This is a genomic window from Oceanobacillus sp. FSL K6-0251 (assembly GCF_038004725.1).
In the GTDB taxonomy this organism is placed as follows: Bacteria; Bacillota; Bacilli; order Bacillales; family Amphibacillaceae; genus Oceanobacillus; species Oceanobacillus oncorhynchi.
Genome location: NZ_JBBORS010000001.1, coordinates 501332 through 523774, shown reverse-complemented (window position 1 = coordinate 523774; position 22443 = coordinate 501332). Strand labels below are relative to the sequence as shown.

General features: G+C 38.2%; 26 protein-coding genes. 5 read left to right on the top strand and 21 right to left on the bottom strand.

Features of this window, described 5'->3' with window-relative positions; genetic code table 11:
• Positions 1–46 precede the first annotated feature (46 nt).
• Positions 47–253 (bottom strand): copper chaperone CopZ, encoded by a 207-nt coding sequence (copZ, locus tag MKY45_RS02785; protein WP_341172456.1) that lies wholly within the window; start codon positions 251–253, stop codon positions 47–49.
• 154 nt (positions 254–407) lie between these two features.
• On the opposite strand from copZ, the gene MKY45_RS02780 reads away from it, so the two are divergent.
• On the top strand, positions 408–1208 hold the full coding sequence (locus tag MKY45_RS02780; protein ID WP_341172455.1) for a GNAT family N-acetyltransferase: 801 nt from the start codon (positions 408–410) through the stop codon (positions 1206–1208).
• Positions 1209–1276: 68 nt separating this feature from the next.
• Here the strand turns inward: MKY45_RS02780 and MKY45_RS02775 are convergent, their stop codons facing one another.
• The 7 genes from MKY45_RS02775 to MKY45_RS02745 form a co-directional block, all read right to left on the bottom strand.
• Complete coding sequence (locus MKY45_RS02775) at positions 1277–1729, bottom strand: DinB family protein (protein ID WP_042531483.1); 453 nt, start codon at positions 1727–1729, stop codon at positions 1277–1279.
• A gap of 102 nt (positions 1730–1831) precedes the next feature.
• Positions 1832–2416 carry a hypothetical protein gene (locus MKY45_RS02770; protein WP_042531480.1) on the bottom strand — a complete coding sequence of 195 codons (585 nt, stop codon included), beginning with the start codon at positions 2414–2416 and terminating at the stop codon, positions 1832–1834.
• Positions 2417–2657: 241 nt separating this feature from the next.
• Positions 2658–3059 (bottom strand): GNAT family N-acetyltransferase, encoded by a 402-nt coding sequence (locus MKY45_RS02765; RefSeq protein WP_341172454.1) that lies wholly within the window; start codon positions 3057–3059, stop codon positions 2658–2660.
• Positions 3060–3184: 125 nt separating this feature from the next.
• A complete protein-coding gene (locus MKY45_RS02760) occupies positions 3185–3673 on the bottom strand; it encodes a nucleoside 2-deoxyribosyltransferase (RefSeq protein ID WP_042531475.1) in 489 nt (162 codons plus the stop codon).
• A gap of 77 nt (positions 3674–3750) precedes the next feature.
• Positions 3751–4623, bottom strand: coding sequence for an HAAS domain-containing protein (locus MKY45_RS02755; protein ID WP_193062721.1), 873 nt, complete (start codon positions 4621–4623; stop codon positions 3751–3753).
• 107 nt (positions 4624–4730) lie between these two features.
• Complete coding sequence (locus MKY45_RS02750) at positions 4731–5348, bottom strand: NUDIX hydrolase (protein ID WP_193062719.1); 618 nt, start codon at positions 5346–5348, stop codon at positions 4731–4733.
• Positions 5349–5443: 95 nt separating this feature from the next.
• Positions 5444–5743 carry a Dabb family protein gene (locus tag MKY45_RS02745; RefSeq protein WP_193062717.1) on the bottom strand — a complete coding sequence of 100 codons (300 nt, stop codon included), beginning with the start codon at positions 5741–5743 and terminating at the stop codon, positions 5444–5446.
• Positions 5744–5932: 189 nt separating this feature from the next.
• Here MKY45_RS02745 and MKY45_RS02740 point away from each other — a divergent pair, with 189 nt between their 5' ends.
• The gene (locus MKY45_RS02740) at positions 5933–7057 is read left to right on the top strand and encodes a DUF4352 domain-containing protein (protein WP_193062716.1); all 1125 of its coding nucleotides are present in this window, start codon (positions 5933–5935) and stop codon (positions 7055–7057) included.
• Between the two features lie 106 nt (positions 7058–7163).
• Here the strand turns inward: MKY45_RS02740 and MKY45_RS02735 are convergent, their stop codons facing one another.
• The 8 genes from MKY45_RS02735 to MKY45_RS02700 form a co-directional block, all read right to left on the bottom strand.
• Complete coding sequence (locus tag MKY45_RS02735) at positions 7164–8036, bottom strand: AraC family transcriptional regulator (RefSeq protein WP_341172453.1); 873 nt, start codon at positions 8034–8036, stop codon at positions 7164–7166.
• A gap of 91 nt (positions 8037–8127) precedes the next feature.
• Positions 8128–9108, bottom strand: coding sequence for a zinc-dependent alcohol dehydrogenase family protein (locus MKY45_RS02730; RefSeq protein ID WP_193062713.1), 981 nt, complete (start codon positions 9106–9108; stop codon positions 8128–8130).
• Positions 9109–9203: 95 nt separating this feature from the next.
• Positions 9204–9932, bottom strand: coding sequence for an ABC transporter permease (locus MKY45_RS02725; protein WP_193062711.1), 729 nt, complete (start codon positions 9930–9932; stop codon positions 9204–9206).
• On the bottom strand, positions 9933–10643 hold the full coding sequence (locus tag MKY45_RS02720) for an ABC transporter permease (RefSeq protein WP_193062710.1): 711 nt from the start codon (positions 10641–10643) through the stop codon (positions 9933–9935).
• Positions 10640–11551 carry an ABC transporter ATP-binding protein gene (locus MKY45_RS02715; RefSeq protein ID WP_193062708.1) on the bottom strand — a complete coding sequence of 304 codons (912 nt, stop codon included), beginning with the start codon at positions 11549–11551 and terminating at the stop codon, positions 10640–10642. Before MKY45_RS02715 ends, MKY45_RS02720 begins: the two co-directional genes overlap by 4 nt.
• A 136-nt stretch (positions 11552–11687) precedes the next feature.
• On the bottom strand, positions 11688–12182 hold the full coding sequence (locus tag MKY45_RS02710) for an NUDIX hydrolase (RefSeq protein WP_341173461.1): 495 nt from the start codon (positions 12180–12182) through the stop codon (positions 11688–11690).
• 43 nt (positions 12183–12225) lie between these two features.
• Positions 12226–13581: a HAMP domain-containing sensor histidine kinase gene (locus MKY45_RS02705; RefSeq protein ID WP_341172452.1), complete on the bottom strand. Its 1356-nt coding sequence runs from the start codon at positions 13579–13581 to the stop codon at positions 12226–12228.
• A gap of 8 nt (positions 13582–13589) precedes the next feature.
• Entirely contained in the window at positions 13590–14258 is a 669-nt protein-coding gene (locus tag MKY45_RS02700; RefSeq protein ID WP_332093925.1) for a response regulator transcription factor, read from the bottom strand.
• Between the two features lie 541 nt (positions 14259–14799).
• Here MKY45_RS02700 and MKY45_RS02695 point away from each other — a divergent pair.
• From MKY45_RS02695 to MKY45_RS02685, 3 genes are all read left to right on the top strand, one after another.
• Positions 14800–15408 (top strand): TetR/AcrR family transcriptional regulator, encoded by a 609-nt coding sequence (locus MKY45_RS02695; RefSeq protein WP_193062700.1) that lies wholly within the window; start codon positions 14800–14802, stop codon positions 15406–15408.
• Between the two features lie 129 nt (positions 15409–15537).
• Positions 15538–16464: an ATP-binding cassette domain-containing protein gene (locus tag MKY45_RS02690; protein ID WP_193062698.1), complete on the top strand. Its 927-nt coding sequence runs from the start codon at positions 15538–15540 to the stop codon at positions 16462–16464.
• A 22-nt stretch (positions 16465–16486) separates the two neighbouring features.
• On the top strand, positions 16487–17263 hold the full coding sequence (locus MKY45_RS02685) for an ABC transporter permease (protein ID WP_193062696.1): 777 nt from the start codon (positions 16487–16489) through the stop codon (positions 17261–17263).
• Between the two features lie 149 nt (positions 17264–17412).
• Here the strand turns inward: MKY45_RS02685 and MKY45_RS02680 are convergent, their stop codons facing one another.
• The 5 genes from MKY45_RS02680 to MKY45_RS02660 all read right to left on the bottom strand — a co-directional run bounded on the left by MKY45_RS02680 (position 17413) and on the right by MKY45_RS02660 (position 22322).
• Complete coding sequence (locus MKY45_RS02680) at positions 17413–18573, bottom strand: FAD/NAD(P)-binding protein (RefSeq protein WP_341172451.1); 1161 nt, start codon at positions 18571–18573, stop codon at positions 17413–17415.
• 125 nt (positions 18574–18698) lie between these two features.
• On the bottom strand, positions 18699–19058 hold the full coding sequence (locus tag MKY45_RS02675) for a hypothetical protein (RefSeq protein WP_193062692.1): 360 nt from the start codon (positions 19056–19058) through the stop codon (positions 18699–18701).
• A 252-nt stretch (positions 19059–19310) separates the two neighbouring features.
• Positions 19311–19436 carry a hypothetical protein gene (locus tag MKY45_RS02670; protein ID WP_256705596.1) on the bottom strand — a complete coding sequence of 42 codons (126 nt, stop codon included), beginning with the start codon at positions 19434–19436 and terminating at the stop codon, positions 19311–19313.
• Complete coding sequence (locus tag MKY45_RS02665; RefSeq protein ID WP_341172450.1) at positions 19436–20665, bottom strand: helix-turn-helix domain-containing protein; 1230 nt, start codon at positions 20663–20665, stop codon at positions 19436–19438. Before MKY45_RS02665 ends, MKY45_RS02670 begins: the two co-directional genes overlap by 1 nt.
• A 205-nt stretch (positions 20666–20870) precedes the next feature.
• On the bottom strand, positions 20871–22322 hold the full coding sequence (locus MKY45_RS02660; RefSeq protein WP_193062688.1) for a carbon starvation CstA family protein: 1452 nt from the start codon (positions 22320–22322) through the stop codon (positions 20871–20873).
• Positions 22323–22443 lie beyond the last annotated feature (121 nt).

The window sequence follows — 22443 nt, the reverse complement described above, 5'->3', positions numbered from 1 at the left end:
TCTCGCACGACCTTTATTAAAATATCTAGACAAGATGTGTTCCTATTTAAACAACATCATAACCTTGATCTTCAATTGCTTCGGTAATATCGTTCAGTTTAACTTTCCCTTCATCAAAGGCAACATCCACTTTACCTTCCTGAAGACGAACATTCACTGTATCTACGCCATCCAGACCGCCTACTGCTCCTTCAACAGAACTCACGCAGTGCTGACAAGACATACCCTGAACTTGAATTGTTTCGTTAGCCATTTTTCTAACCTCCCTTACATTCTATACTCATCATAACATACCCCTTATAGGTATTGTCAAGGAAATGATTTGATTTCTTTTCACGATTAATGGACGCCGCAAACTTTTCATTGATAGAATAAAAGCGAGCTTTGTCAGGAAAGGAAGTGGCGTGATGGATAAGAAAGAGCAGAAGGAAATCATGATGCATAATTTAACTGAGAAATCAAAAGCAGCAGCAAGAAAAACAAAGGAAGCAGTCATTTATGAAGAACATGGCTTTACTTCTATCGATGCCCAGCTTCCATCCTATAATTTTAATGTCGTTACCTTATCCGAAGATACCCCGCTCCCGCAAGAGGAACATGTTCAAAAAATCATAGCTATGTATGAAAATAAAGGATACCCCATGAATGTATGGGGATGGGAAGACCAACCAGAGATAACCAGTATGTTTAAAAAAGCGGGGTTAGTTGAATACGAAACGGATTATTTAGGAATGATTGCTGATTTGACAGCTTTTCATCCTGGGGGTCCTCATAAAGATTCAACGATGCAATTTAAAAAAGTTACTGCTCCAGAACAACTGATTACTTTCGGTGCAATTCTGGCCAGTCTATATGAGGAGACCGAGGAAGAAATACAAATCAATCATTATTTTCATCGTGCTGCACAGCATAGCTTTACAGATTATAAACAGTCACAGCATTTTCTTGGCTATTACCGGGGCAAACCGGTTGCTATTGGTTCATTATTGTTTACGGAAAACACAGCAGGAATTCATGATATTGCTGTGTTAGAAAGGGAAAGAGGACGCGGATTGGGTACAAAGCTGATGTACCATCTGATAGAGTCTGCTATAGCTGCAGGAGCTGAATATTGCACCCTTCAAGCCTCTCCGGAAGCGGAGGGTATTTATCGAAAGCTCGGCTTTGAAACCATCGGGAAGCTGAAAGTATATGCTAACTTTAAATGAATGTTTTCATACAATAAGCGATCCAACAAGCAATGAATCAACCTGCCCGCCGGATCGCTTTTTGCCGCTTAAGCCGCAGCCAGAAAATCTTTTATCTGTTTTAAATGATGCTCATCATGTTTTGTAAAAATTTTAAGGAAGCTCTCTGCTGAAAATTTCCGCTTTCCGCTTCCGATGGTAAATCTATCATTTTTATCTACCGTTCTAATCTTCTCTAACAGCTGCTTCCTCCGTTCCATAAATAACTCTATTATTTCATCAACGGTTTTTCCCTCAAGTGATTGAATCGCCTTTTCATTCTGCGTATCGTGGTCTGGAAATGCCGGCAGGTTCGCTCCCTGCTGCATTTGGGAAACCATATTATGAAGATTGTAGTCATCCCAATAATACATATGACCAATAATTTCTCTTATCGACCAGGCATCTTCTTTTATAGGAGTGTTCAATGTCTGTTCCTCTACTTTTTTCAGTTCGGAAACAGCGGCTATCGTACTTTCGTATGCAGTAAATACGTTACTCATATTCGTTTCCCCCTCACTTAGTCTATACCTTTCACACGCTTGAAAAAGGTGTCTTCCCGCCTGTCGGAGCAATGAATTCTATATTTGCAGATAATCTAAATCTTATTCTACTTCTGACGCAGGGACATACGATTCTATATGATCATTTAATTGGTCTCCGTTAAAATCTTCTTCCGTAACCATTAATTTATCGCCATCCCGCTCTAATTGAAAGGTGTAAAACGGACCATGGTAATTAAATAACCACGTCAGTTCAGCTGTTTCAACGGCTTCCACTTCCCCTAATAATTCTCCAATTATCTCCGTATCATCCTCTGCGGTTTGTTTCATATAATCAAAATCAATGTCACCATCATCAATCTCCAGATTTACCTTTAAGCGGCTATGTACAGAACCATCTTCTAAAATATCAACGCCGTTTTCCTGAACAGAATACGTCTCCGAACCTGCCACAAGCGCGGAAAATATATCTGATTCTACATCGCCCGGCTGGATTTCTTCCTGCTCTTGCTCTTCTTCTGTACTCTCTTCTCCATCACCGGCAGATTCGCCACTTTCAGCCTGCTCACTTTCCTCTGCCTGTTCATTGTCAGAAGCATTATTCTCATTACCTTCATCATTTCCACACGCAGCCAGTACAAATAAAGCCATTATTCCCGCTGTCATCAAACCAAGTATTTTTTTCATTTTCTTCCTCCCGTCTTTTCCTTTTAAAAATAGCATAGCGAGATTGGAAATCAACAGGGAAAAAGAACTGATTTTTCATTCTATTCTTTTACTTTCTTTCAATAACAATACAATTGTCCTGTGTTTTTACAATACCTAGAAACAGGAATATTTTTTACTCGATTTACCTAAGCTTTAAAGCTAGAATATATTGCTCTCCTTTAGGACCTTCTTTTCGTATACCCGTATCTGCAAATGCAACTTATTGATAAAGCTTTTGTGCGGCTGTGTTTTTATGATTAACTGCTAAAATGATCTCATCACATTCAGGAAATGTATCCTTCACAAAATCCTCCAGTAACCGCATCCCTTTTCTGGCATACCCCTTGCGTTGATGAGCTTGATCAATAGATAGCGCAGTCAAAAGGATAGCATGAGGGTTATCGGTGTATTCTTTTACACGGTCTGTCTGATGCAGCAGGAAAAAACCCACCGGCTCCCCGTGATTCATAATCATAACGCCATACTGACCTTCAGCCAGATCAACGACCTCTTTCGGCAGCGCAGTAAATTGATGCTGCTCTTCCGGAAGCTCAAATTGATACAGCTGATCCATGTATTCTTCGGATAAAAGCTTTAAGGTGATTCTTTCCGTTTTTGACATAACCCTTCTCCTTCAACATTATCTGTTTATTCATTAAATAGGATGGAGGACATCAATAAAAAAGAGAAAACCAAACCCGCCCATCATAGCAGCATGAAGGACAATTTTGATTTTCTCTAAAAGCATTATAGCTGTCTATTCTTTACCTCTAATACAGCTTCCACAGCCTCTTCTATCGTAGAGGTAATCACACCATTCCGCTTAACTAAGCCTACTAAAAATAAATTGCGATAAACAAATTGATTTTCTAAAGCATCTTCCACAAGCGCATCTATCTTTTTCTGATTATCTCTCCCCTGCTGGCGGGTATCCGTAAATACACCAACAATCGGACGTTTCAACATCGAAAAAGCACCAATCTCAGCAGCTACACCAGAATCTATCTCTACACCGTCCAGTACTGCGATTAAAATATCACTCTTTTCCAATTTGGATAAATCCGCTTCTGCAATAATCTCACTATTGGCATAAGCCGTTTTATCATTAATTGCAGCATTTTCCTGCGGGAGATATAAATCTATCTCTGGAACAGCTTCACGAATCGCCTTTGCCAGCTGTTCATTCACATAACGATCGCCCATTGAAAATAACCCATTTGCCAAGTAACCCTTCACTTCAAGCACCTCTTATCTATTTTGATTCCTGCTTATCTTTCATTGCTTACATTCTAACAAAATATGTCTGGTTACAGCTATTTTTCTTCTTGAAACTCTAAATAAATATAAGCCCCTACAATCAACACCGTTAAAATAATACCCAGAAACGCTTGCATATCTACTCCAAGCGGTGTATTTTCCAAAATCAAGGGCGGAAAATTCCAAGCTATTAAAATAACGGGCAATATCCATGTTTTCGCCCAAACAGAGAGCAGTATCGCCGTTGCTGTTACAACTCCTAATAAAATCATACTACCTGCGAATGGAATCGTAACAAGCGACGTTTCCACATAACCATCTATAAAATAAGCCGCTATAAATAAAAGCATGCCTATCACTGCCGGAATAGCGAGCATGGCATATTTTTTAGATTCAGATAACTGATTTCCAGAAGTATACCGCACTGCAAATACAGAACCAATGATAAATAATAGCCCAATAACAACGGTACTCAGGATTCTAAAAAGACTGTACGCTACAATTTCTCCATACAATACCCCGCGTAAGGCGTCCCCAAACAGCATAAAAACAATCGCGCCGATCAGAATATAAGGTATCAGCCAGGATACCGACGGATTCTTTTTTTCATCCACTTCTTTTTTCAGCTTGTCTACATATTCCTGTGGGGATTGATTGGTAATTTGTTCAATCGGCTCATTATTCTGTTCCATCTCATAAAGCTGCTGTGCCAGATTATCTGCAACATCTTCAATATCCGACTGCTCAATCCCTTGAGAAAATAAATACAGCCGCAGTTTTTCGATAAATCGATTACTTTCCGAGCTTAATTTCGTCCGGTCCATGTCTACTCTCCTTTTTGCTTCTATATCAATATGTTTCCACTTTTGATTATTCCATTTACTTTCGGATTGCCAGGAATTCTCTTCTTCCTGTGCATGCCTCATCATCTAAGAAAACATCCCTATTCTAAAGGACATGGACGTGTTTTACAAGAAATTTAGAACAGCAGAAATATTCTCTTCTTCCCAAGAAGCAATGCTTCATCCGTATGGTATTAATCAAATAATGCCGGTTTCTCCGGGTCTCTTAAAAATTCAAATAAACGTTTGATTTGTATTTCCGTATTCCGGTTTAATGAAAGATTAGGCAGGTTATCCTCTGCAAAAAAATCAATCCCCTTAGTCTCCATACCTAAGCTGGCTTCCCCGCTGATAATCTCGCACTGAATACATAATTTATAATATTGGTAAGGCTGTGGCGGATGCGCATGCTTATTCGTATCAAAAACAGCGAGCAGCTTCTTGGCTTCAACATGAAACCCCGCTTCTTCCAGAATTTCTTTGGTAACATTTTCTTTTGGCGATTCACCGACATCGCAAAAACCGCCTGGTAACGCCCAAGCATCATCATGTTTTTCACGTACCATTAAAATACGGTCATTCTTGAAAACTACGCCCCGCACATCTACTTTTGGAGTCTGATATCCTGTTTCATTAGCAAATAAATCACGGATAGATTCAAAATTGTGGTCCGTATATTCGTTCATTATCTCGATGCTTAAGGTACGCAGCTGTTCATACCGCTCTTTATCATACATATCATTTGTGAAAGTTAATCCTGCCTGTGCTAACGACTGGATTTGCTTTGCCCACTCTAGCCATTTGTCACTCATCCAACTGCATCCTTTCTCAGATTCATTTTATGTAACCCTTGCTGCACACAGAAAAAACAGCATAGAAAACCTTTCTACACTGCTTCTATTCGTGATTATAGTTGATAATCGACACAAACTCGATCCTGCACGCATTCCTTTACAAATTCGGATACACGGACATGCTCCGGGTGTATTTGATATTGCTGTAACGCCTCTTCCGTTTCAAATTCACTATCCAGAATAATATCACGGTCACTTGTCGCCAGCGGATCAATAATGACTTTGATAGAAACAACACCATCTATCTTCTCTTTTAAACTCTCTAACTCGTTCTTAATTTTCTCTGCATTGGTCTTCTTCTCTGCTTCACTAAAATTTTCACGGTGATTCCATTGTACGATATGTTTAATCATGCCTAACAGCTCCTGTTCATTTTATATACTAAAATTTTATCACATACTGCCCTTTTGGGATATCCATAACATAATTATATTATTCACATATTTTTGAATTATTTGATGCCATTGTCTTTAAATGATAAGGTAAGAACAAAGGATTATTTGCTCAAATTTCTAAAAATTATTAAGAAAGGAAGTACGGCAATGTACAAAACAGCAAGAACAGCAGGTTTTTTACGAACGCTCCTTTTATTCATTGCTTTCGCAGTCTTGATGATTGGATGCAGCTCTAATTCCGATGAAAACAATGAAGACTCGAGCGCCGCAGCAGATCAAAATGAAGAGACGGAAGATACAGCGGCTAACGGTACGGAGGAAGAAGCTACAAATGATGAATCAGAAGGTTCTGAGTTCTATCATGAAATGGGAGAAACATTTGAAATCGAGGGATACAGTTCTGGTGTCCCTGCAGAAATTACCGTTAATGAGATATGGATAGAGGACGGAGATGATCATCAAGCATTTATTGAAGAAAGTATCGCTTCCCCATCAGAGGATGACGCTGTTGCGTTTGTTGATTATACCGTAGAAAATATCGGGGATCGTTCCATTAATATGGGGGACGTTATACCGGAATATGCAGCTCTTAATGGAAGTTTCGACCTTGATTTAAGTTACCCTGAAAACGATACATTCACTGACCAGCTGGCGTCTTTCCAGGAAAGTTTAGACGAAGGCGAATCCATGGATTTGGTCGGAGCTGTTGCGGCAGATGAAAAATCACTCTATGCCGGTGCACTCATGTGGAATTTCATGCAGGATATACCTGAAATTGTTTTCCACACTCCTCAGGATGAGCGCAGAGATCAGATTGGCACTTATGATATTGGAGAAGACATGTATTTAAACGATTATGGAGAAGATACATTTTTCAAGGTGAATATCAGCAATGTGGAAATCAATGAAGGGAATGAAAATCTTGATTTAAGAGATGAAACGGAATCTGTGCTTGCTGTTGATATGACATTTGAAAATCAACTTGATGAAGATGTAACTTTATATCATAAATTTCCACAGCCGCATGTAGAAGGCCTGGTAGATGGTCAAGGAGCAAACAGTTCTAATCACCTTGTAATCGATGGACAACCTGTCGAAGATTTATATGAAGGACCTGAGGGAAAAATTGGTCCAGGTGAAACGCTGGAAGGAACCGTCTATTATGAAATAGTCAGTGATGATGTCGAGGATGTTCAGCTGCTTTTTCCAAATCCATCCCTGCTTACATTTCCGGATTACGGGATGTGGGTTGATTATAATTTGGAGGGTTAACATATCGTAAGGGAAGCATCCTTTATGAATCTCCAAAACAAATATCATCATTATGAAAAACGAGGCGCTCTAAAGCAGCACCTCGTTTTTCACATTTGTGTCCCTTCTAATCCTTTCTCTTTACAGCCATCCAAATCTCACTATATACATTATCCAGATTGCTATAATCTTCTACAAAAGAGATTTCAGGTGCTTCCACTAATTCATAACTGGAGGAAGGAAGCCATTCAGCAGCAATTTTTGCCCATATTTCCTGCATCGTTTGAGGGAACGGTCCTTGTGAAGAGAAAATAGCCCAAGTATGGGCAGGTACCTCCAGCACATCCAGCCCGCCAAACGGTCCTTCTTCGTCTGTCAATACACCAATCATATGCTCTAAATATCCTTCTTCTTTCATTCTGCCTTCATCAAAATGATACGAAGCATTAATTACTTGTCTAGGCTCTAGATTAGCATGTTCATGCATTTTGCCTTTTTGAGATTCCGTAATACTTTGCGCCAGCTTTTCAATTTCCGGATTAACTCCTTCAAACTGCATTGGCACTTTTTTACTGACACCAATTATTTTAAATGCTTCTTTTTCCACAATTCGATAATTCATATCTGCTCCTCCTTGAATCGTTAGTTGGAAGGTTAGTTTCGGAAAAGCTTTAAGTTTGTGCTTTCGCTGATGCTTCACTTCAGAAGGTTTACATCTTGCCCATTCCCGGAATGCGCGGGAGAAACCATCAACAGAATGATAACCATACTTAAAAGCCATATCTGTCACATTAACATCCTCCCGCAGCAGATCAAACATTGCATTGGAAAGCCTCCGATTGCGAATATAGGCTGTGAGAGTCATCCCGGCCAAGAAAGAAAACATTCGCCGGAAATGATAAATCGACGTACCAGTAATTTTTTCAATTTCTTTCTCATCGATTTCTGTATCCAAGTTCTCTTCAATATATTGTAATGCTTCGTTCATGCTGCTTTGCATTTCCTTTCCCTCCTTCCATTGATTCAAGTATAGAGACTTCTTCGGTAAATCACTCGACAAAAAAGAAACGGGTTTTATCGGAAAAACATCGTCAGCTGCCGGATAAGATTACTTTACCCTTTCTGCCATCGGTAAGTGTATCCAATGCCTGCTTTATATCTGCCAAATCATAATTTGCTTTCTCAATACCCAGCAGCAGCTCTTCCTTCTCCACAAGCCTCAAAATTTGCTGGAAGGCCCCCTGCCATTTCCCCTGGCTTACCCCCTTATTCCAATGTCTTAAATGAAAAATATTCATTTTCACTTTATCTGCAAAGCCTCCCCAATCCATCTGCTGTCCAGACAACAAGCCGATACTCAAAAAACGTCCCTGATTGCGCAAACAGCCAGCTAAATCAGAACCAGCACTGCCTCCCAATGAGTCAATCGCCGCATCGGCTCCTTTTCCATTTGTTTTGTCCATCACCATTTCAAAAAGGGATTGGCTTGAGATATCTACCACTTCAGAAGCGCCAAGTTCTAAAAGCTTCTGTGTATGTTTATCATTTCTCACAACTGCAATCAAACGTAAATTTAAAACTCTTGCAAGCTGCGCATATAAATGTCCAATTGCCGACCCACAAGCGTTAACTAACAGCACACTACCTGACTGTAATTTCAATATCTCTGTCAGCGTAACCCACGCCGTCAAAGGATTAATATATAGTTGTGCAGCCTGTATCTTATCAATGGATTCCGGTACAGGTACAGCAAATGCAGCAGGCACCCGGACAAAATCCTGCCATGTCCCCTCTCCCCGTAATGGTAAAACACGCTTGCCTATTAGCTCTTTGCTGACATTAGCACCAACATCCGCTACAACCCCGACGCCTTCGTAGCCCGGAATATAGGGCAGAGGAATTCTGTGTGAATAGCTTCCTCTTACCGGGATTAAGTCTGATGGGTTAATTGGTCTGGCTAACATGCGTACAAGTACTTCTCCTGCTTCAGGGGGAGTGATTTCTTTGTCTGTTATTTTTAATACTTCATTAGGATTACCAAATGAATCACAATAAATATATCTGTTTCGCACTTTAAGATATCCTCTCTTTTAAAACGTTGCCTTCTCCCTATTATAATGGAAAAAGGAACAGCAGACGACTGCCATTCCTTTTGTGTTTCTTCTTATTAAATCGCTTTTCTCTGGAAATACAGATAGCCTCCAATGAAAAACAATAGAAAACTGCCGCCAATCACCATTAATATTTGATTCCAGGGAACAAAAAAGACATCTCCTGTACTTCCGCCAATATTCATCATTAGAAATGGCTGTCCCCACGGATAATATGGGCCAAAACGCTCCGAATTAATAACTAAAATCGTTGGTAATGTAAAAATAACATTTATCGCGAATGGGGCGGCAAAACTTTTAAATGCGATCGAAACCCATAACTGTAAAGCAATTAATGGAAAAGTGGCCAGCCAGCCTCCTACAATCGTTTTCCAGACAATATCCATCGGAAAAGGATCAGTGATCCCCTCTATCATTCCAACCAGATAAATAGAGACCAGATACAATAATTGCATCGCAAACACCAGAAGCAGCAGCAATAGATATTTAGATAGAAAGACTTTTCTCCTTGTCACTGGCAGCGCCAGCAGCTGCTTCCAACCTCCTTCCTGATGCTCGTACCGGCAAATCACACTAGCTAAGACCCCTGAAATTAACGGCAGGAATAAAACAGCGTAGGTAAAATTCATCATTATCAATTTTTCATACCATGGATTGGGTGCCCCTATATCGCCTAGCGGACTGGACATTCCAATAAATAATCCAATCAGCGGTGCCACTAATAGAAGTAGTAGTACTTTTGACTTTCGCAGCTTATACCATTCAGAACTTATTACGGAAAACATTTATTTAACGTCCCTTCTTTTAAAATCAATCATTCCCAGCAAATACAGCAACACTCCAAAGCCGATTCCTAACAAGGCATTGATATACGTATGACCCCAATCATTAGATAGAGCCGGCCATTTCCACATCATCCAATCAGGTAGAAGCGGAGCAGAATATGCAAAAATAACACCAATCACGCCTAGAGTTACCGGGATAGCCTGATTTTTACTTATCGTAGCCACCCAGAGCTGCAGTCCTAACACCGGCAGCGCAGCAAAGAAAGGTAAAAAACTGTACTCCATTAACCGTAAATACGGAATATCTTCTCCTAATCCCAATGTCAGACCGTAACCAAATACAAACAGGAATAAAAGGACGGAAGACAAAAATAAGATACAGCTGATTACCGTAAACTTAGATAGATATACTGACCGTTTGGATACAGGCAAAGCAACTAACTGCTTCCATGCATTGGTTTCATCTTCAATACTCGACATAAAAGATGTTAAAATCACAATCCCCAAAACAATCGCAAGCGGGGTAAATGTATTGATATTCAAAAGATAGTAAAGCCAGCGATCATCCATCTGCTCAAACAGATAATCTTTTCGCACTCCATAATTGACCATCTGCAATGCCACCACGCCCAAAGGGCCAATCAGACACAACAACCACATACCTTTACGCTTTATCTTTAAAAAATCCGATTGTATCAGTGGAAAAATCATTCTGCATGTTCCTCCTTTGTCATCTCCAAGAAGATATTCTCCAAAGACCGTGTTTCTCCTTGCACCCGATAGATAGAGAAGCCTTGCTGGACGAGGTAGTCAATGGAAGCAGCTACCTGTTCATCGTCCTCCACTTGCAGATTGATATGTTCTTCTCCTAAATCGGCTTTTTGTCCATTGGCAAGCATTGAACGCCAAGCTGCTTCATTATCATTTACCTTTATTTGAATCGAAGCTTGTGCAATTTTACGCATGTTTTCGATAGAATCTTGAAAAATCATTTTCCCTTTAGAAACAACACCAACTCTTGTAGCCATCTGGTCAATCTCAGATAATAAATGGCTGGATATCAATACCGTCATCCCATATTCTTTTGGCAAACTTTGAATCAATTCACGCATTTCAATAATACCGGACGGATCCAGTCCATTTGTAGGCTCATCCAAAATGAGCAGTTCAGGTTGATGCAGCATGGCAGCAGCAATCCCGAGGCGCTGCTTCATTCCAAGGGAAAAACCTTTTACTTTTTTATTCCCAACTCCATGCAGGCGGACCAGCTTCAATACTTCATTTATTCTTTCCTTTGGTGCATGAAGAATTTTTCTGCTTGCTTCTAAATTTTCTTTGGCAGTTAAATGCGGATAATACGAAGGGTTTTCTACCAGCGAACCCACATTTTTCAAAATGTCTATCCGGTTGTTTTTCATATCTTTGCCAAATAATTGAACAGAACCGGAAGTTGGCCGCATCAACCCTAACAGCATACGAATTGTTGTCGTTTTACCAGCCCCGTTAGGACCAAGGAAGCCATAGATTTCTCCCTTTGGTATCTTCATTTCCAAATTTGACACTGCTTTTTCTTTTCCAAATGATTTTGTTAAGTTCTTTGTTTCTACGATATATTCCATGATTATCACCTCTACTTTCAAGGTTAAAGATGGAAGGTTAAAATAAAGTATGTGCTTTGTTTAAAATTTGTTTAAAAAAGCCGGAATTTTTAAGTTATCTTGCTTGGTGAAATGCCAAAAAAAGAGACAGTTTATATCACCCGTCTCTTTTCATTGCAACATCTAAAATACTTTGATGTAATGTATTCCAATTTTTATTATATTTTTTTATATCTTTCGGATTTATCCATATTCTATCTCTCGATTCATGAGCGGCTTTAAATTCATAAATTTGCTGCACATCCATGCGATAAAAAATCTGATAACCAACTTTTGGGTAACGTCCTTCCGAATTCCATTCGATATTTTCGGTATGATTTACTGCGATATATCCTAAAAGCGAACAACTGCCTGTAATATAGCCTTCTTCATAAGCTTCACGTTTAAAACAATCTGCAGGCGCTTCCTCTTTTTCAATATGCCCGCCCGGTATATCCCAGCCCCTGTGATTTAAATTCATCAGGAGCAATTTATTATCATTGAAGCATAAACCGTGTGCACTTGTTATCAATTCCTTTTCTGGAAGTTCGTTAACTTGTATCCAAGTTAATTTTACTTTTCCATTTCCCCAATATACGTAAGCACTTTTCATTATCACTTCTCCCTTAAGAGAATTTCTCTACTCAAAACAAGGCCTAAACATCAGCTCTTTTTACTCTAATAATTTTTATCGTTGTTCCTTCTTCCGTAGAATCCATCTCCCAATCCAGGTCCATACCTTTTACCATCATATCAACAATAGAAAGACCGATCCCAGCACCGTTTTGATTTGTACTCGTCTGCATTCCTTTTCCTTTATCTATAATAACAATGGCATCGTTGTGCCCTGTTGACTCTGTCCGCACTGCGATATATTTGCCATCTGCCGCATGACGCAGCACATTTTGTAACAAATTATCTAAAATCCGGCTGAACCACAATGAATCTACTTTCCACATATTTTGTTCAAAAGGTTCTATGTCAATATCAACTTCAAACCTTTCCTTCTCAAAAACCGGATACCAGGTCGCTAAATATTGGCGGAGAAAACGCATCATATCTATTTCTTTTAATTCCTTCTTATATTTACTCGCCATAAGCAACGTATAAGACATTAAATTTTCGATCAATTTATCCACATCTTCAATAGAGGTTGTCGCCAACTTAAGGGAATGCTTTGCCTCTTTTGGCAAATTCATTTTCTGCAATGTATACGCCTGTGCATTTATTTTAGTTAAAGGTGTTCGTAAATCATGTGACAAATTAGCAATCAGTTCTTTACGCAGTTGTTCCTCTTCTTGTTCACGCTCTCTGCTCTCTCTTAATTCCTGTACCATTTGATTAAAAGACTTCTCTAAATCACCAATCTCATCCTGTTTTTTTTCTTCAATAGGAATCGGTAACCCATCTGTATCTCGAATTTCCATTGCTTCTTGCAGGTGGACAAGACGTTTACGAATTCCTCTGAAAAACCATAGAGATATAAAAATAAACAAAAACACAACACCTATCGTTAACATAACAATAGCCCAGCTATACTGATCAAAAAGGCGTTGTCCTTGAGGCTTCATCGCTTCCCGCTCCAGTTGAAAGACAATAAAGCCATCTTCCTCATTTTCTCCTGCAAAAGCAACAACAGTAAATGGATCATTATTGTAATTTCTTTTTAAGAAATCTGCAGTATAAGTTGCGTCCCATTCCACAGGTAAGTTTTCTTGAAGGTTGCTTTGTACAGACAAAATACCGTTCCCATTCACCCAAAACATAGATGCGTTTGAATAGACCTCCCGCCACTCTTCAAATAGTTGATTCACATCGTCTTCCGATACTACGGCATTGGCTTCCTGATGCCATTTCTCCTCTATTTCTGTAAATGTATTTTTCCCATCCTCCGGTGAATCTGAATCATCTACTAAATTAAAAAAAACAAAAATGATAATGAAGTAGGCTGCTTGTATTAAAAAAATAGCAATGAGGATAATCAATATATATTTCGCTAATAAAGATTTCAAAAACCGCTTCATTTTTTCACCCGATATCCAATCCCGCGAATTGTCTCAATAATTGTTGGTTTCGCCGGATTTGCTTCAATTTTTTCACGCAAATAGCGAATATGCACCATCAGCGTTTTATCTCCTTCCATAAAACGCTCTCCCCATACGCCTTCATAAAGCTGCTCCTTCGTCAAAATTTGATTCAGGTGACGAATGAAATATTGAAACAGTTGATATTGCTTTCCTGTCAACAAAATCTCTTCTGCTGTATGCTTATTGGTAATAACCAATGATTTCGTATCGATTTGCAGATGTCCGATTTCAATCGTGTCCTCTTTCTTTTGGAAACGGCGGAGTAATGCTTCGACTCGCGCAGCTAATTCATCTGGATGAAATGGCTTTGTGACATAATCATCTGCAAAGCTTAAACCTTCAATCTTATCCTCCACAGCTGAACGCGCAGATAACATCACAATTGGTGTGTCTGGGTTTGCTTTTTTTATTCGTTTACCAATAGAGAAACCATCAAGTCCCGGCAACATAATATCTAAAATGGCAAGATCTATATCATTTATATATTTTTCTAATTCATTCCCAGATGTTAGCCAAGTTACTTGATGACCTCTTCCTGTTAAGTCCTCTGTTCCCCATTGCCCGATTTCTTGTTCGTCTTCGATATATAGGATATGTGCCATTTATTCCACCTCATAATCTAATGCATTTCCTTATGGCTGCTTCTTCTTTTCAAGTTTGTTTCTTAAATTAAACATAATTATTCCTTTATAAACAATCATAGCAATTCTGCGAATGAAAAGAAGAGACAATTTCTATTTTTAAACAAAATTTAAACATTAATTTAGCTTTTCTTTCATAATTTATTAAAATTTAATAAGGGGATTATTTTTAAATTACTTGATGAAAAAAGTTAATGAATTTTTTTCATCAAGTAATTTATGATAAAGTATGATTATCTTAAACATTTTAATTTAAAGGACTTTTCACCTTATTTTTATTTGTTTATGCGCTAACCTAAACGAATATAAGTTATTAGGAAGGTTAGCACTTTTCTGGTTTGGAAGCCTTGTTTATATAGGGCATCTGGAGTACGCTGTTTGTATTTATATAAGTGCGTATTTGTAGATTCTGAAGTTCGTATGTTTAAGAGCGATTATCTTTACCCGGTTTTGGCTAAATTATAATAATTACTTTAATAAAAGAAGATGGAGGTCACTGCTGATGGCACCTTTAAACGAAAATCAATTAGAACAGATTCGTCATGAAAGAAAAGAACAGATTATGAGTGCAGCACTTCAAGTTTTTGCAGACAATGGCATTAAGCTGACAAAAATAAGCACGATAGCAAAAGCTGCAAAGGTAAGCCATGGATTAATATATCATTATTTCTCTTCAAAAGAAGAAGTTCTGTATGAAAGCTTAAAATGGGCAACTGCTGTCAATACATCAACTAATTTTTTAGAAAAATTAAAAGAAGATGACCTGTCTCCATCTGAAAAAATTAAAAAATTTGTTCTATATGCATTTTCCTCCACAGACTCCACTTCTAGTTACGTGTTTCGAATTATACAAAATTTGGATAATAAAGAAGAAACTCCGCAAGAAGTTAAAAATTATGTGGATAGTCTTGGGACAATGTATATCAATTTCCTTATACCTCTTATAAAAGAAGGACAAGAATACGGAGAAATTATCCAAGAAGATTCCGAAGAACTTGTCGGGATTTTCCTTACAACTTTATCAGGTGTCATTGCTGATGATATTACATTTTGGCAAGAGGACATGGAGCGCAAAGTAGAAATTTTGCTCAGAATGATTACTACACGATAACCTCTCCCCTGACTTCCAAACCCTAAAATTAAAAACAAAACTCCTCCAAAAAAGATTTGACAAAAGGAGGAGTTTATTATAAATTATTGATTGATTGAATTAGTCAATCAACAAAAAGGAGGTTCTAGTTTGGAAACTGTTATTTCAGTGAAGGATTTAGAAAAAGTATACGGAAATCATTCTGTTTTAAAAGGAATAAGCTTCGAAGTAGAGCGAGGGAGTGTTTTTTCTTTATTGGGGGAAAATGGGGCCGGCAAAACAACTACTGTTCATATACTTTCTACACTCATTTCCGCTACTAGCGGCTCTGTCCTGATTGGAGGATATGATACACGCAAAGATACCGATAACGTAAAAAAACGAATCAGTTTAACTGGACAATACGCTGCTGTAGATGAATTACTGACTGGAAAAGAAAATCTTATGATGATGGGACGCTTGAATCATTTAGACAGACAAACAGTAAAAAAACGAACCGTCGAGCTTTTACATCAGTTTGATTTAGTAAATGCAGCAAATAAATCTGTAAAAACATATTCAGGAGGAATGAGACGACGCCTCGATATCGCAATCAGTCTGCTTGCTTCTCCAGAGGTGATTTTTCTCGATGAACCTACAACTGGACTAGACCCAAGAAGCCGAAACAACATGTGGAAGCTTATCCAAGAACTTTCCAATAAAGGTGTTACGATTTTTCTTACAACGCAGTATTTGGAAGAAGCTGATCAACTCGCTGATAAAATTGCTATTTTACATGAGGGAAAAATTGTAGAACAAGGTCCAGCAGAAGCATTGAAAAAATTAGTGGGTGAGGAAAAACTAGAAATTAACCTTGCTAATCAAAAAGAAAATTGGTCCATTGCCAAGCAGCTTTTGGCTGGAAAAGCAGATGAAAAGAATCTTACTATTCTTGTTCCGTTATCATCCGTAAACAATTTGCGCGAACAATTACAACTCCTTCATGAAAATGGAATTGAACCTGCCTCGATAAGTATTCGTAAACCAACCTTAGATGATGTATTTATGCAGATAACAAAAAACAAAAAGTATGAATAACAGGAAAGGAGCTGATAATTTTATGAATGAATCAAAATGGACTTGGATTATTCTGGATAGTTGGACAATGACACAGCGTACATTAAAACATATTTTCCGAAATATAGAATCACTGATGATGAGTATTGGTCTCCCCATTGCGCTTATGCTTATGTTTGTTTATATTTTTGGTGGTGCAATAGACACAGGAACATCTTATATAAATTACGTTGTTCCAGGCGTTATTGTAACATGTGTCGCTTTTGGGAGTTCGCTTGTTGCTGTAGAAGTTGCTGATGATATGACTGGAGGTTTATTTGAACGCTTTCGTACGATGCCTATCCTTCCCTCCGCTTTATTAGCAGGTCATGTTATTGGAGGAATGGCTAGAAATGGGCTCGCTACAGCCATTACTATTCTCGTAGCAGTTATTATTGGATTCCGACCAACTGCTGGATTATTAGAATGGCTTGGAGTTGTCGGTATTTTAGCATTATTTATGTTCGCTGCTAGTTGGTTATTTGTACTGTTTGGCCTTATTGTAAAAAGTGTAGAGACTGCTAATGCGATAACATTTCCAATGCTTTTCCTCCCCTATTTAAGCAGTGCTTTTGTGCCAACAGAAACCATGCCTAAATGGCTCCATACTTTTGCAGAGAATCAGCCAATGACACCATTTATAGAATCATTACGCAGTTTACTCACTGGAACACCCCTTCATAATAATGTATGGATTACGATTATCTGGTTTATTGGTTTGCTTATTTTTTCTATTATTGGAGCTACAATTGTATTTAATCGCAAGAAAAAGCGTAAATAATAAGTATATTATTTTTCAAGCGAATCTTTAGCTATCATTAGGTACATGATAAAAATAAAGCTAATTTCATCTCGTCATCCAACCAAAAAAACCGCCTCACACAATAATCCACAGGCAATGAGGCGGTTCTAACTCCCTATTCTATTTCCTTAAGCAAACTGCAAAATCCGTTCCGCAGCCTTCCTTGCTCCTGCAATATTTCTGGAAACCGGACCTATCTCCAACTCAGCTAACGCTCCTGCCACAAACAAACCATTCTTCCATTCCAGCGATCTAGGAACAATCGGAAAACCACATGGGGCGCAGGGCAGCTGCATCTGCTCAATTACCGGATCTAACCATTCCTTTCCCGGCATTGCAATGGCTGGACCGGTTGCCAGTAAAATAGCGTTTCCTTCCAGCGTTGCTTCATTTTCCATAAACAGCTGCATACTTCCATCCGTGTCTTCTCTAATCTTTTGAATACAGCCTGTATGAATATCCAGCCTTCCTGCTCTCTTTTGCTTCAATAATTTTAAATATAAATCTCTGGTGATGGAACCTCGATTCCTTGCTTCTTGTATAACCAGCCTTCGTTCCTTATAGCTGGTCAATTTATGATACTTATTCAAATACTTAGGCCCGAGCCATCCTGGATCACTATCAAAATGGTGAACACGTAACGGATGCCGCTTCACCATGGTGACAGAATGAATAGATTCTTTTTGTGTAAGTGCATAGGCAAGATGTGCTGCTGTCATCCCGCCGCCAACTACAATCACATCCCCCGTTTCCGGAAGGCTGCTATCCATTTCAAACACATGATTTATTGCTTTATGATCCTTATACGAGTCAATCCATGAGGGATAATGAGGGGTATGATTCACTCCCATAGCAAGCACCACTCTCTCACTAAAGAAACAACGTCCGTCTTCCACCCAAACCTCCCATCCCTGTTCCGTCCATGACAGTCCGTTTACCACTCCCTGCAGCCAACATTCCATGACGCCTGTTTCTTCTAACAAATCCATACTGTGCTGATTAAACATATCCAAACGCGGTCGCTGATACTGTCCTTTCAAACCCGAGGCATAATTGTTTTCAGAAGAGTATTTTTTTAAACTGTATGGATCCGTATGCAAATGATGTACTAAAGGAGAGCGTAAATATTTCATTTCAATCTTCTCTGTGATTGTGCGCCATCTTTCCAATGGCTGTTTATGTGGATCAATAATCAGTACATCTTTTACCTCTGCTTTTTTCTCTTCAAGCAGCCGGGAAGCAACACAGCTTCCTTGGATTCCTCCACCAATCACTATCCATTTATACATCCTGTTCCTCTCCTTCCCTAAAGCGTAATCATTACGGTTGAAAAGTTAAAATTTTTTCTTAAGATTCCTCCCTATTTGATTCCCATATCCGCTTCCGAATGGTTGTTTTTCTCTATTACCTTTCATTACAATCCTTCTGTATAAAAATATTTTCTATGTTCATTTTTTTCAAAGGCAGTCGAAACAACATTTGTACAATCAAGCCAACGTGCTTCTGCTTTTATCATTTTCGTTCTTTTCTCTATCTTTATTTCTATTTCTTTTAACACTTCCAAAAGTTCATGTAAGGATAAATTGAACGCTTCAGCTACATGCTTATGAGGAGATTCAGCTCGGATTAAATCTATAAAATGTTCGGGTGTTAATGCTTTTTCAGAAATCATATTTTCTATATTTATTACTTTTTCATATAATAACTGCTCCTCGTTTGAGAGAAATCGGCTGATCACCTTATTCAAAAGTTTTGCTTCTATGTAGCTTTCCATTTTAAACGCCCCCCATAAAATAATTCACCAAAACGTAATCATTACGATTTGTAACGGAAATATTATTACTTTACCATGAAATATAAATAAAAACAATCTCTTTTTCGATAAACCGCTCTCTAACTTCCAACGCTTCCTTACGATATGTATCTATTCCCTAAAAAAGTATCCAAATTCATCTGCTCTGCAAAAAAAAGCCATCTTCCACCAATCTAATGGTACAAGACAGCTTTTCATCCTTCACATACTCTCTTAAAAATCTTTCGGATCAAGGCTATGCGTTGAATCTGGGTACTCGATTTCGTCTGCAGCGCTTACAGACATCGTTACACTGAAAAATGCGAATACGGCTAATGCAGCAATTAATAATTTCTTCATCAAATCCCTCCTTTCATATCCAAAACATTTTTTATCTTAAAATAAGCCTGTTTATATTGCTTATTTTGAGAATAGTAGTTAGATAGCAATACATTATAATGTATTAGAAACTCTTTATCATTTTTCTTTTCCAAAAACGGTATGGCAATGGTTTCTAAGTATTCTTTAATATTCTCTTCATTCAACTGTAAATGAAGTACATGAAACTTAATGATATACTCTTCCAATCCCTTTTTTTCTGCCACTTCTTGTCCTTCCGTAATATACTGCATCGCTTTTTCTTTATTCTCCATGCTCAAGTACAATTTTGCTAAGGCATATATTGTTTTCATACTATGTTGTTCTTCTACAGAGACGGAGAAACTTTTTTGATAATAGTCAATTGCTTTTTCAATATCCTTCTTTTTTTCAAAGGCCAGTCCCAGATTATGATAGACCTTCCGAAGTAAATTTTTATCATCCTCTATAACCTTCTCTATACGATCATAATAATCAATCGCTTCGTCATAATTGCCCATCTTAAAGTAGTTAATACCCAGCAAAAAATAACAAACTGTACATTTATCATAGTTCATTTCCTGTAAATACTCATTTAAAGCTTTTTCCAAGTGCTTAATCGATTTATATATGTTACCTTTCCGGTTGTAAACCAAAGAAAGTTCATAGTGAATATCTGCTTTATACGGATAATTTAAAGAGTTTGCCAGCCCCAGGTATAACTCTAATGCAGCATCGTAATCACCTGTTTCATAATAGTATAAGCCACAAACTCTATTAAATAAAGGCATCGTCTTCAAATTACTATAATCTTGTAAAGATTCTGCCTCTTGAAATTTTTCTTCAATTTCCTCTATTGTTGAAAATCTTAAAGCAAATCGCAACTCTATTAAGCTGATCAGCAGTCTGATACCAGGATCTGATGAATTTTCGAAGTCTTCCAAAAATGATTGATAAGCTTCTTTGGCTGCAGCTTGGTCTTCTTTAATCAAATTATAGATATTCTCTGCTTCTTGAACAACCTGAACATTCACCACTTCTTCTATTTGTACTAATTCTTCAGGGGCGATTCCAAACCGTCCAGCAAGCAATTGTAGAATCTCTTCATTAGGAACGACATTACCGTTTTCAATCTTGCTGTAATAGGATACAGAACAAATACCTTCAACAATCTCATGCTGGGTAGAATTCTGCTTATTTCGTAAAAATTTAAGTTTTTGCCCTAAATCCAAAATCCTCTCTCCTCTTCATGAAATTTTTTACCTAGTTTAAATGTAACATAATTTCAATGGGAAGTAGAAGCATTCTTTTAATTTTTAAGGGATATCCTCATAATTATGGTTAATATTCACAAATAATTAAATAAAATGAAATGAATTTGTAAAATTTATAAAAAAAGAACAAGATAACCGCTTCCAGTCATCTTGTTTTTTATAATTAAGAAGCTTGCTTCCAATCAGAGACATCCACTTCAAGCGGAATATTATTAGCACGTGCCTTTGCAGCTGCTTTAAAAAATAGAACTACTAGCAGCGCTGCTCCAATAAAGCCGCCTCCCCATGATATATTCATAGGTAAATTAAAACCGATTGGCTGTGACAAAATATAGGTAATAACCATGATCAGCATAAATGTTCCCGGAATCAATGCGACGAAATAATTTTTTCCTGCAATATAGAGATACATCGAACCAACAAATAGAGCAATTACTGCCGTTGACTGGTTTGCCCAGTTAAAATAGCGCCACAATAATTCAAAATCAATTTGCGTTAAAATCATCGATACTGCAAATAATGGCAAGGCAATCCACAAACGGCTGGAGAACTTTTTCTGTCCAATTTTTAAGTAGTCTGCAATAATCATTCGCGCACTGCGAAATGCTGTATCTCCAGAAGTAATTGGAAGTATGATAACACCCAGCACGGCTAGTGTTCCGCCAATTGCTCCCAGAAGCGTAGTGGAAGCTTCACTTACAATGGCTCCTGGTCCGCCAGCCGCTAAAATGTCATTCAATCCATTATAGCCGTTAAACATGCTCATGGCAGCTGCAGCCCATATCATTGCAATAATCCCTTCTGCAATCATCATGCCATAGAAAATTTTACGTCCTTCTTTTTCTTTTCTGGTTGTCCGCGATATAATCGGTGTTTGTGTAGCATGAAAACCTGATAAAGCACCACATGAAATAGTAAAAAACAATAATGGAAAGATAGCTGCCCCTTCAGGATGAAAATTTTGGAAAGAGAGCTCTGGAATTGGTGCTCCCGTTACTACTAAACCAATTCCAACACCAATTGCACTCAATAAAAGCAATGCTCCAAAATAAGGGTACAGTCTGCCGATAATTTTATCGACTGGAAGCATCGTAGCCAAAATATAGTAAGCAAAAATAAATGCAATAAAGATACCTAGGGCGACACGCCCGTCCGCCAATAAATGAAGCAGACTTGCTGGTGTAGAAACAAATACCGTACCAACCAGCAATAGTAAAAGGACTGCAAAGCCGTTAACGACATGCTTCATAACCTTTCCTAAAAACTTGCTCGCAAGCTCCGGCAGATGCGCTCCCCGATTGCGGATAGAAATCATCCCTGTTAAATAATCGTGGACGGCCCCTGCAAAAATGCATCCCACTGCTATCCAGATAAATGCTGCCGGTCCATATAACGCTCCCATAATCGGACCAAAAACCGGCCCGGTACCAGCAATATTCAAAAGCTGAATCAGCGAATTTTTAGGTGTACTCATCGGAATATAATCCATGCCGTCACCGTTCACATAGGCAGGTGTCGGCCGGCTTTCTTTGACTCCGAAAAGCTTCTCAATAAATTTCCCATACGTAAAATAACCGATAATTAATAAAACAATTCCTGCTAGAAATGTATACAAAATTTTCTCCCCCTCTACCACCATTAATGAATACGTTTTCAATAAGTATAGAATATACAAAACAGGAGAAGGGGAAATCAGGAACAAAAGGTTATTTTTAAGCGTTATGATGTTCTTTCAA

What these genes read in the sequence shown, in the direction of transcription:
- copZ (WP_341172456.1), bottom strand. Translation starts at nt 253, where the DNA reads ATGGCTAACGAAACAATTCAAGTTCAGGGTATGTCTTGTCAGCACTGC.
- MKY45_RS02780 (WP_341172455.1), top strand. Translation starts at nt 408, where the DNA reads ATGGATAAGAAAGAGCAGAAGGAAATCATGATGCATAATTTAACTGAG.
- MKY45_RS02775 (WP_042531483.1), bottom strand. Translation starts at nt 1,729, where the DNA reads ATGAGTAACGTATTTACTGCATACGAAAGTACGATAGCCGCTGTTTCC.
- MKY45_RS02770 (WP_042531480.1), bottom strand. Translation starts at nt 2,416, where the DNA reads ATGAAAAAAATACTTGGTTTGATGACAGCGGGAATAATGGCTTTATTT.
- MKY45_RS02765 (WP_341172454.1), bottom strand. Translation starts at nt 3,059, where the DNA reads ATGTCAAAAACGGAAAGAATCACCTTAAAGCTTTTATCCGAAGAATAC.
- MKY45_RS02755 (WP_193062721.1), bottom strand. Translation starts at nt 4,623, where the DNA reads ATGATGAGGCATGCACAGGAAGAAGAGAATTCCTGGCAATCCGAAAGT.
- MKY45_RS02750 (WP_193062719.1), bottom strand. Translation starts at nt 5,348, where the DNA reads ATGAGTGACAAATGGCTAGAGTGGGCAAAGCAAATCCAGTCGTTAGCA.
- MKY45_RS02745 (WP_193062717.1), bottom strand. Translation starts at nt 5,743, where the DNA reads ATGATTAAACATATCGTACAATGGAATCACCGTGAAAATTTTAGTGAA.
- MKY45_RS02740 (WP_193062716.1), top strand. Translation starts at nt 5,933, where the DNA reads ATGTACAAAACAGCAAGAACAGCAGGTTTTTTACGAACGCTCCTTTTA.
- MKY45_RS02735 (WP_341172453.1), bottom strand. Translation starts at nt 8,036, where the DNA reads ATGCAAAGCAGCATGAACGAAGCATTACAATATATTGAAGAGAACTTG.
- MKY45_RS02725 (WP_193062711.1), bottom strand. Translation starts at nt 9,932, where the DNA reads ATGTTTTCCGTAATAAGTTCTGAATGGTATAAGCTGCGAAAGTCAAAA.
- MKY45_RS02720 (WP_193062710.1), bottom strand. Translation starts at nt 10,643, where the DNA reads ATGATTTTTCCACTGATACAATCGGATTTTTTAAAGATAAAGCGTAAA.
- MKY45_RS02715 (WP_193062708.1), bottom strand. Translation starts at nt 11,551, where the DNA reads ATGGAATATATCGTAGAAACAAAGAACTTAACAAAATCATTTGGAAAA.
- MKY45_RS02710 (WP_341173461.1), bottom strand. Translation starts at nt 12,182, where the DNA reads ATGAAAAGTGCTTACGTATATTGGGGAAATGGAAAAGTAAAATTAACT.
- MKY45_RS02700 (WP_332093925.1), bottom strand. Translation starts at nt 14,258, where the DNA reads ATGGCACATATCCTATATATCGAAGACGAACAAGAAATCGGGCAATGG.
- MKY45_RS02695 (WP_193062700.1), top strand. Translation starts at nt 14,800, where the DNA reads ATGGCACCTTTAAACGAAAATCAATTAGAACAGATTCGTCATGAAAGA.
- MKY45_RS02685 (WP_193062696.1), top strand. Translation starts at nt 16,487, where the DNA reads ATGAATGAATCAAAATGGACTTGGATTATTCTGGATAGTTGGACAATG.
- MKY45_RS02680 (WP_341172451.1), bottom strand. Translation starts at nt 18,573, where the DNA reads ATGTATAAATGGATAGTGATTGGTGGAGGAATCCAAGGAAGCTGTGTT.
- MKY45_RS02675 (WP_193062692.1), bottom strand. Translation starts at nt 19,058, where the DNA reads ATGGAAAGCTACATAGAAGCAAAACTTTTGAATAAGGTGATCAGCCGA.
- MKY45_RS02670 (WP_256705596.1), bottom strand. Translation starts at nt 19,436, where the DNA reads ATGAAGAAATTATTAATTGCTGCATTAGCCGTATTCGCATTTTTCAGT.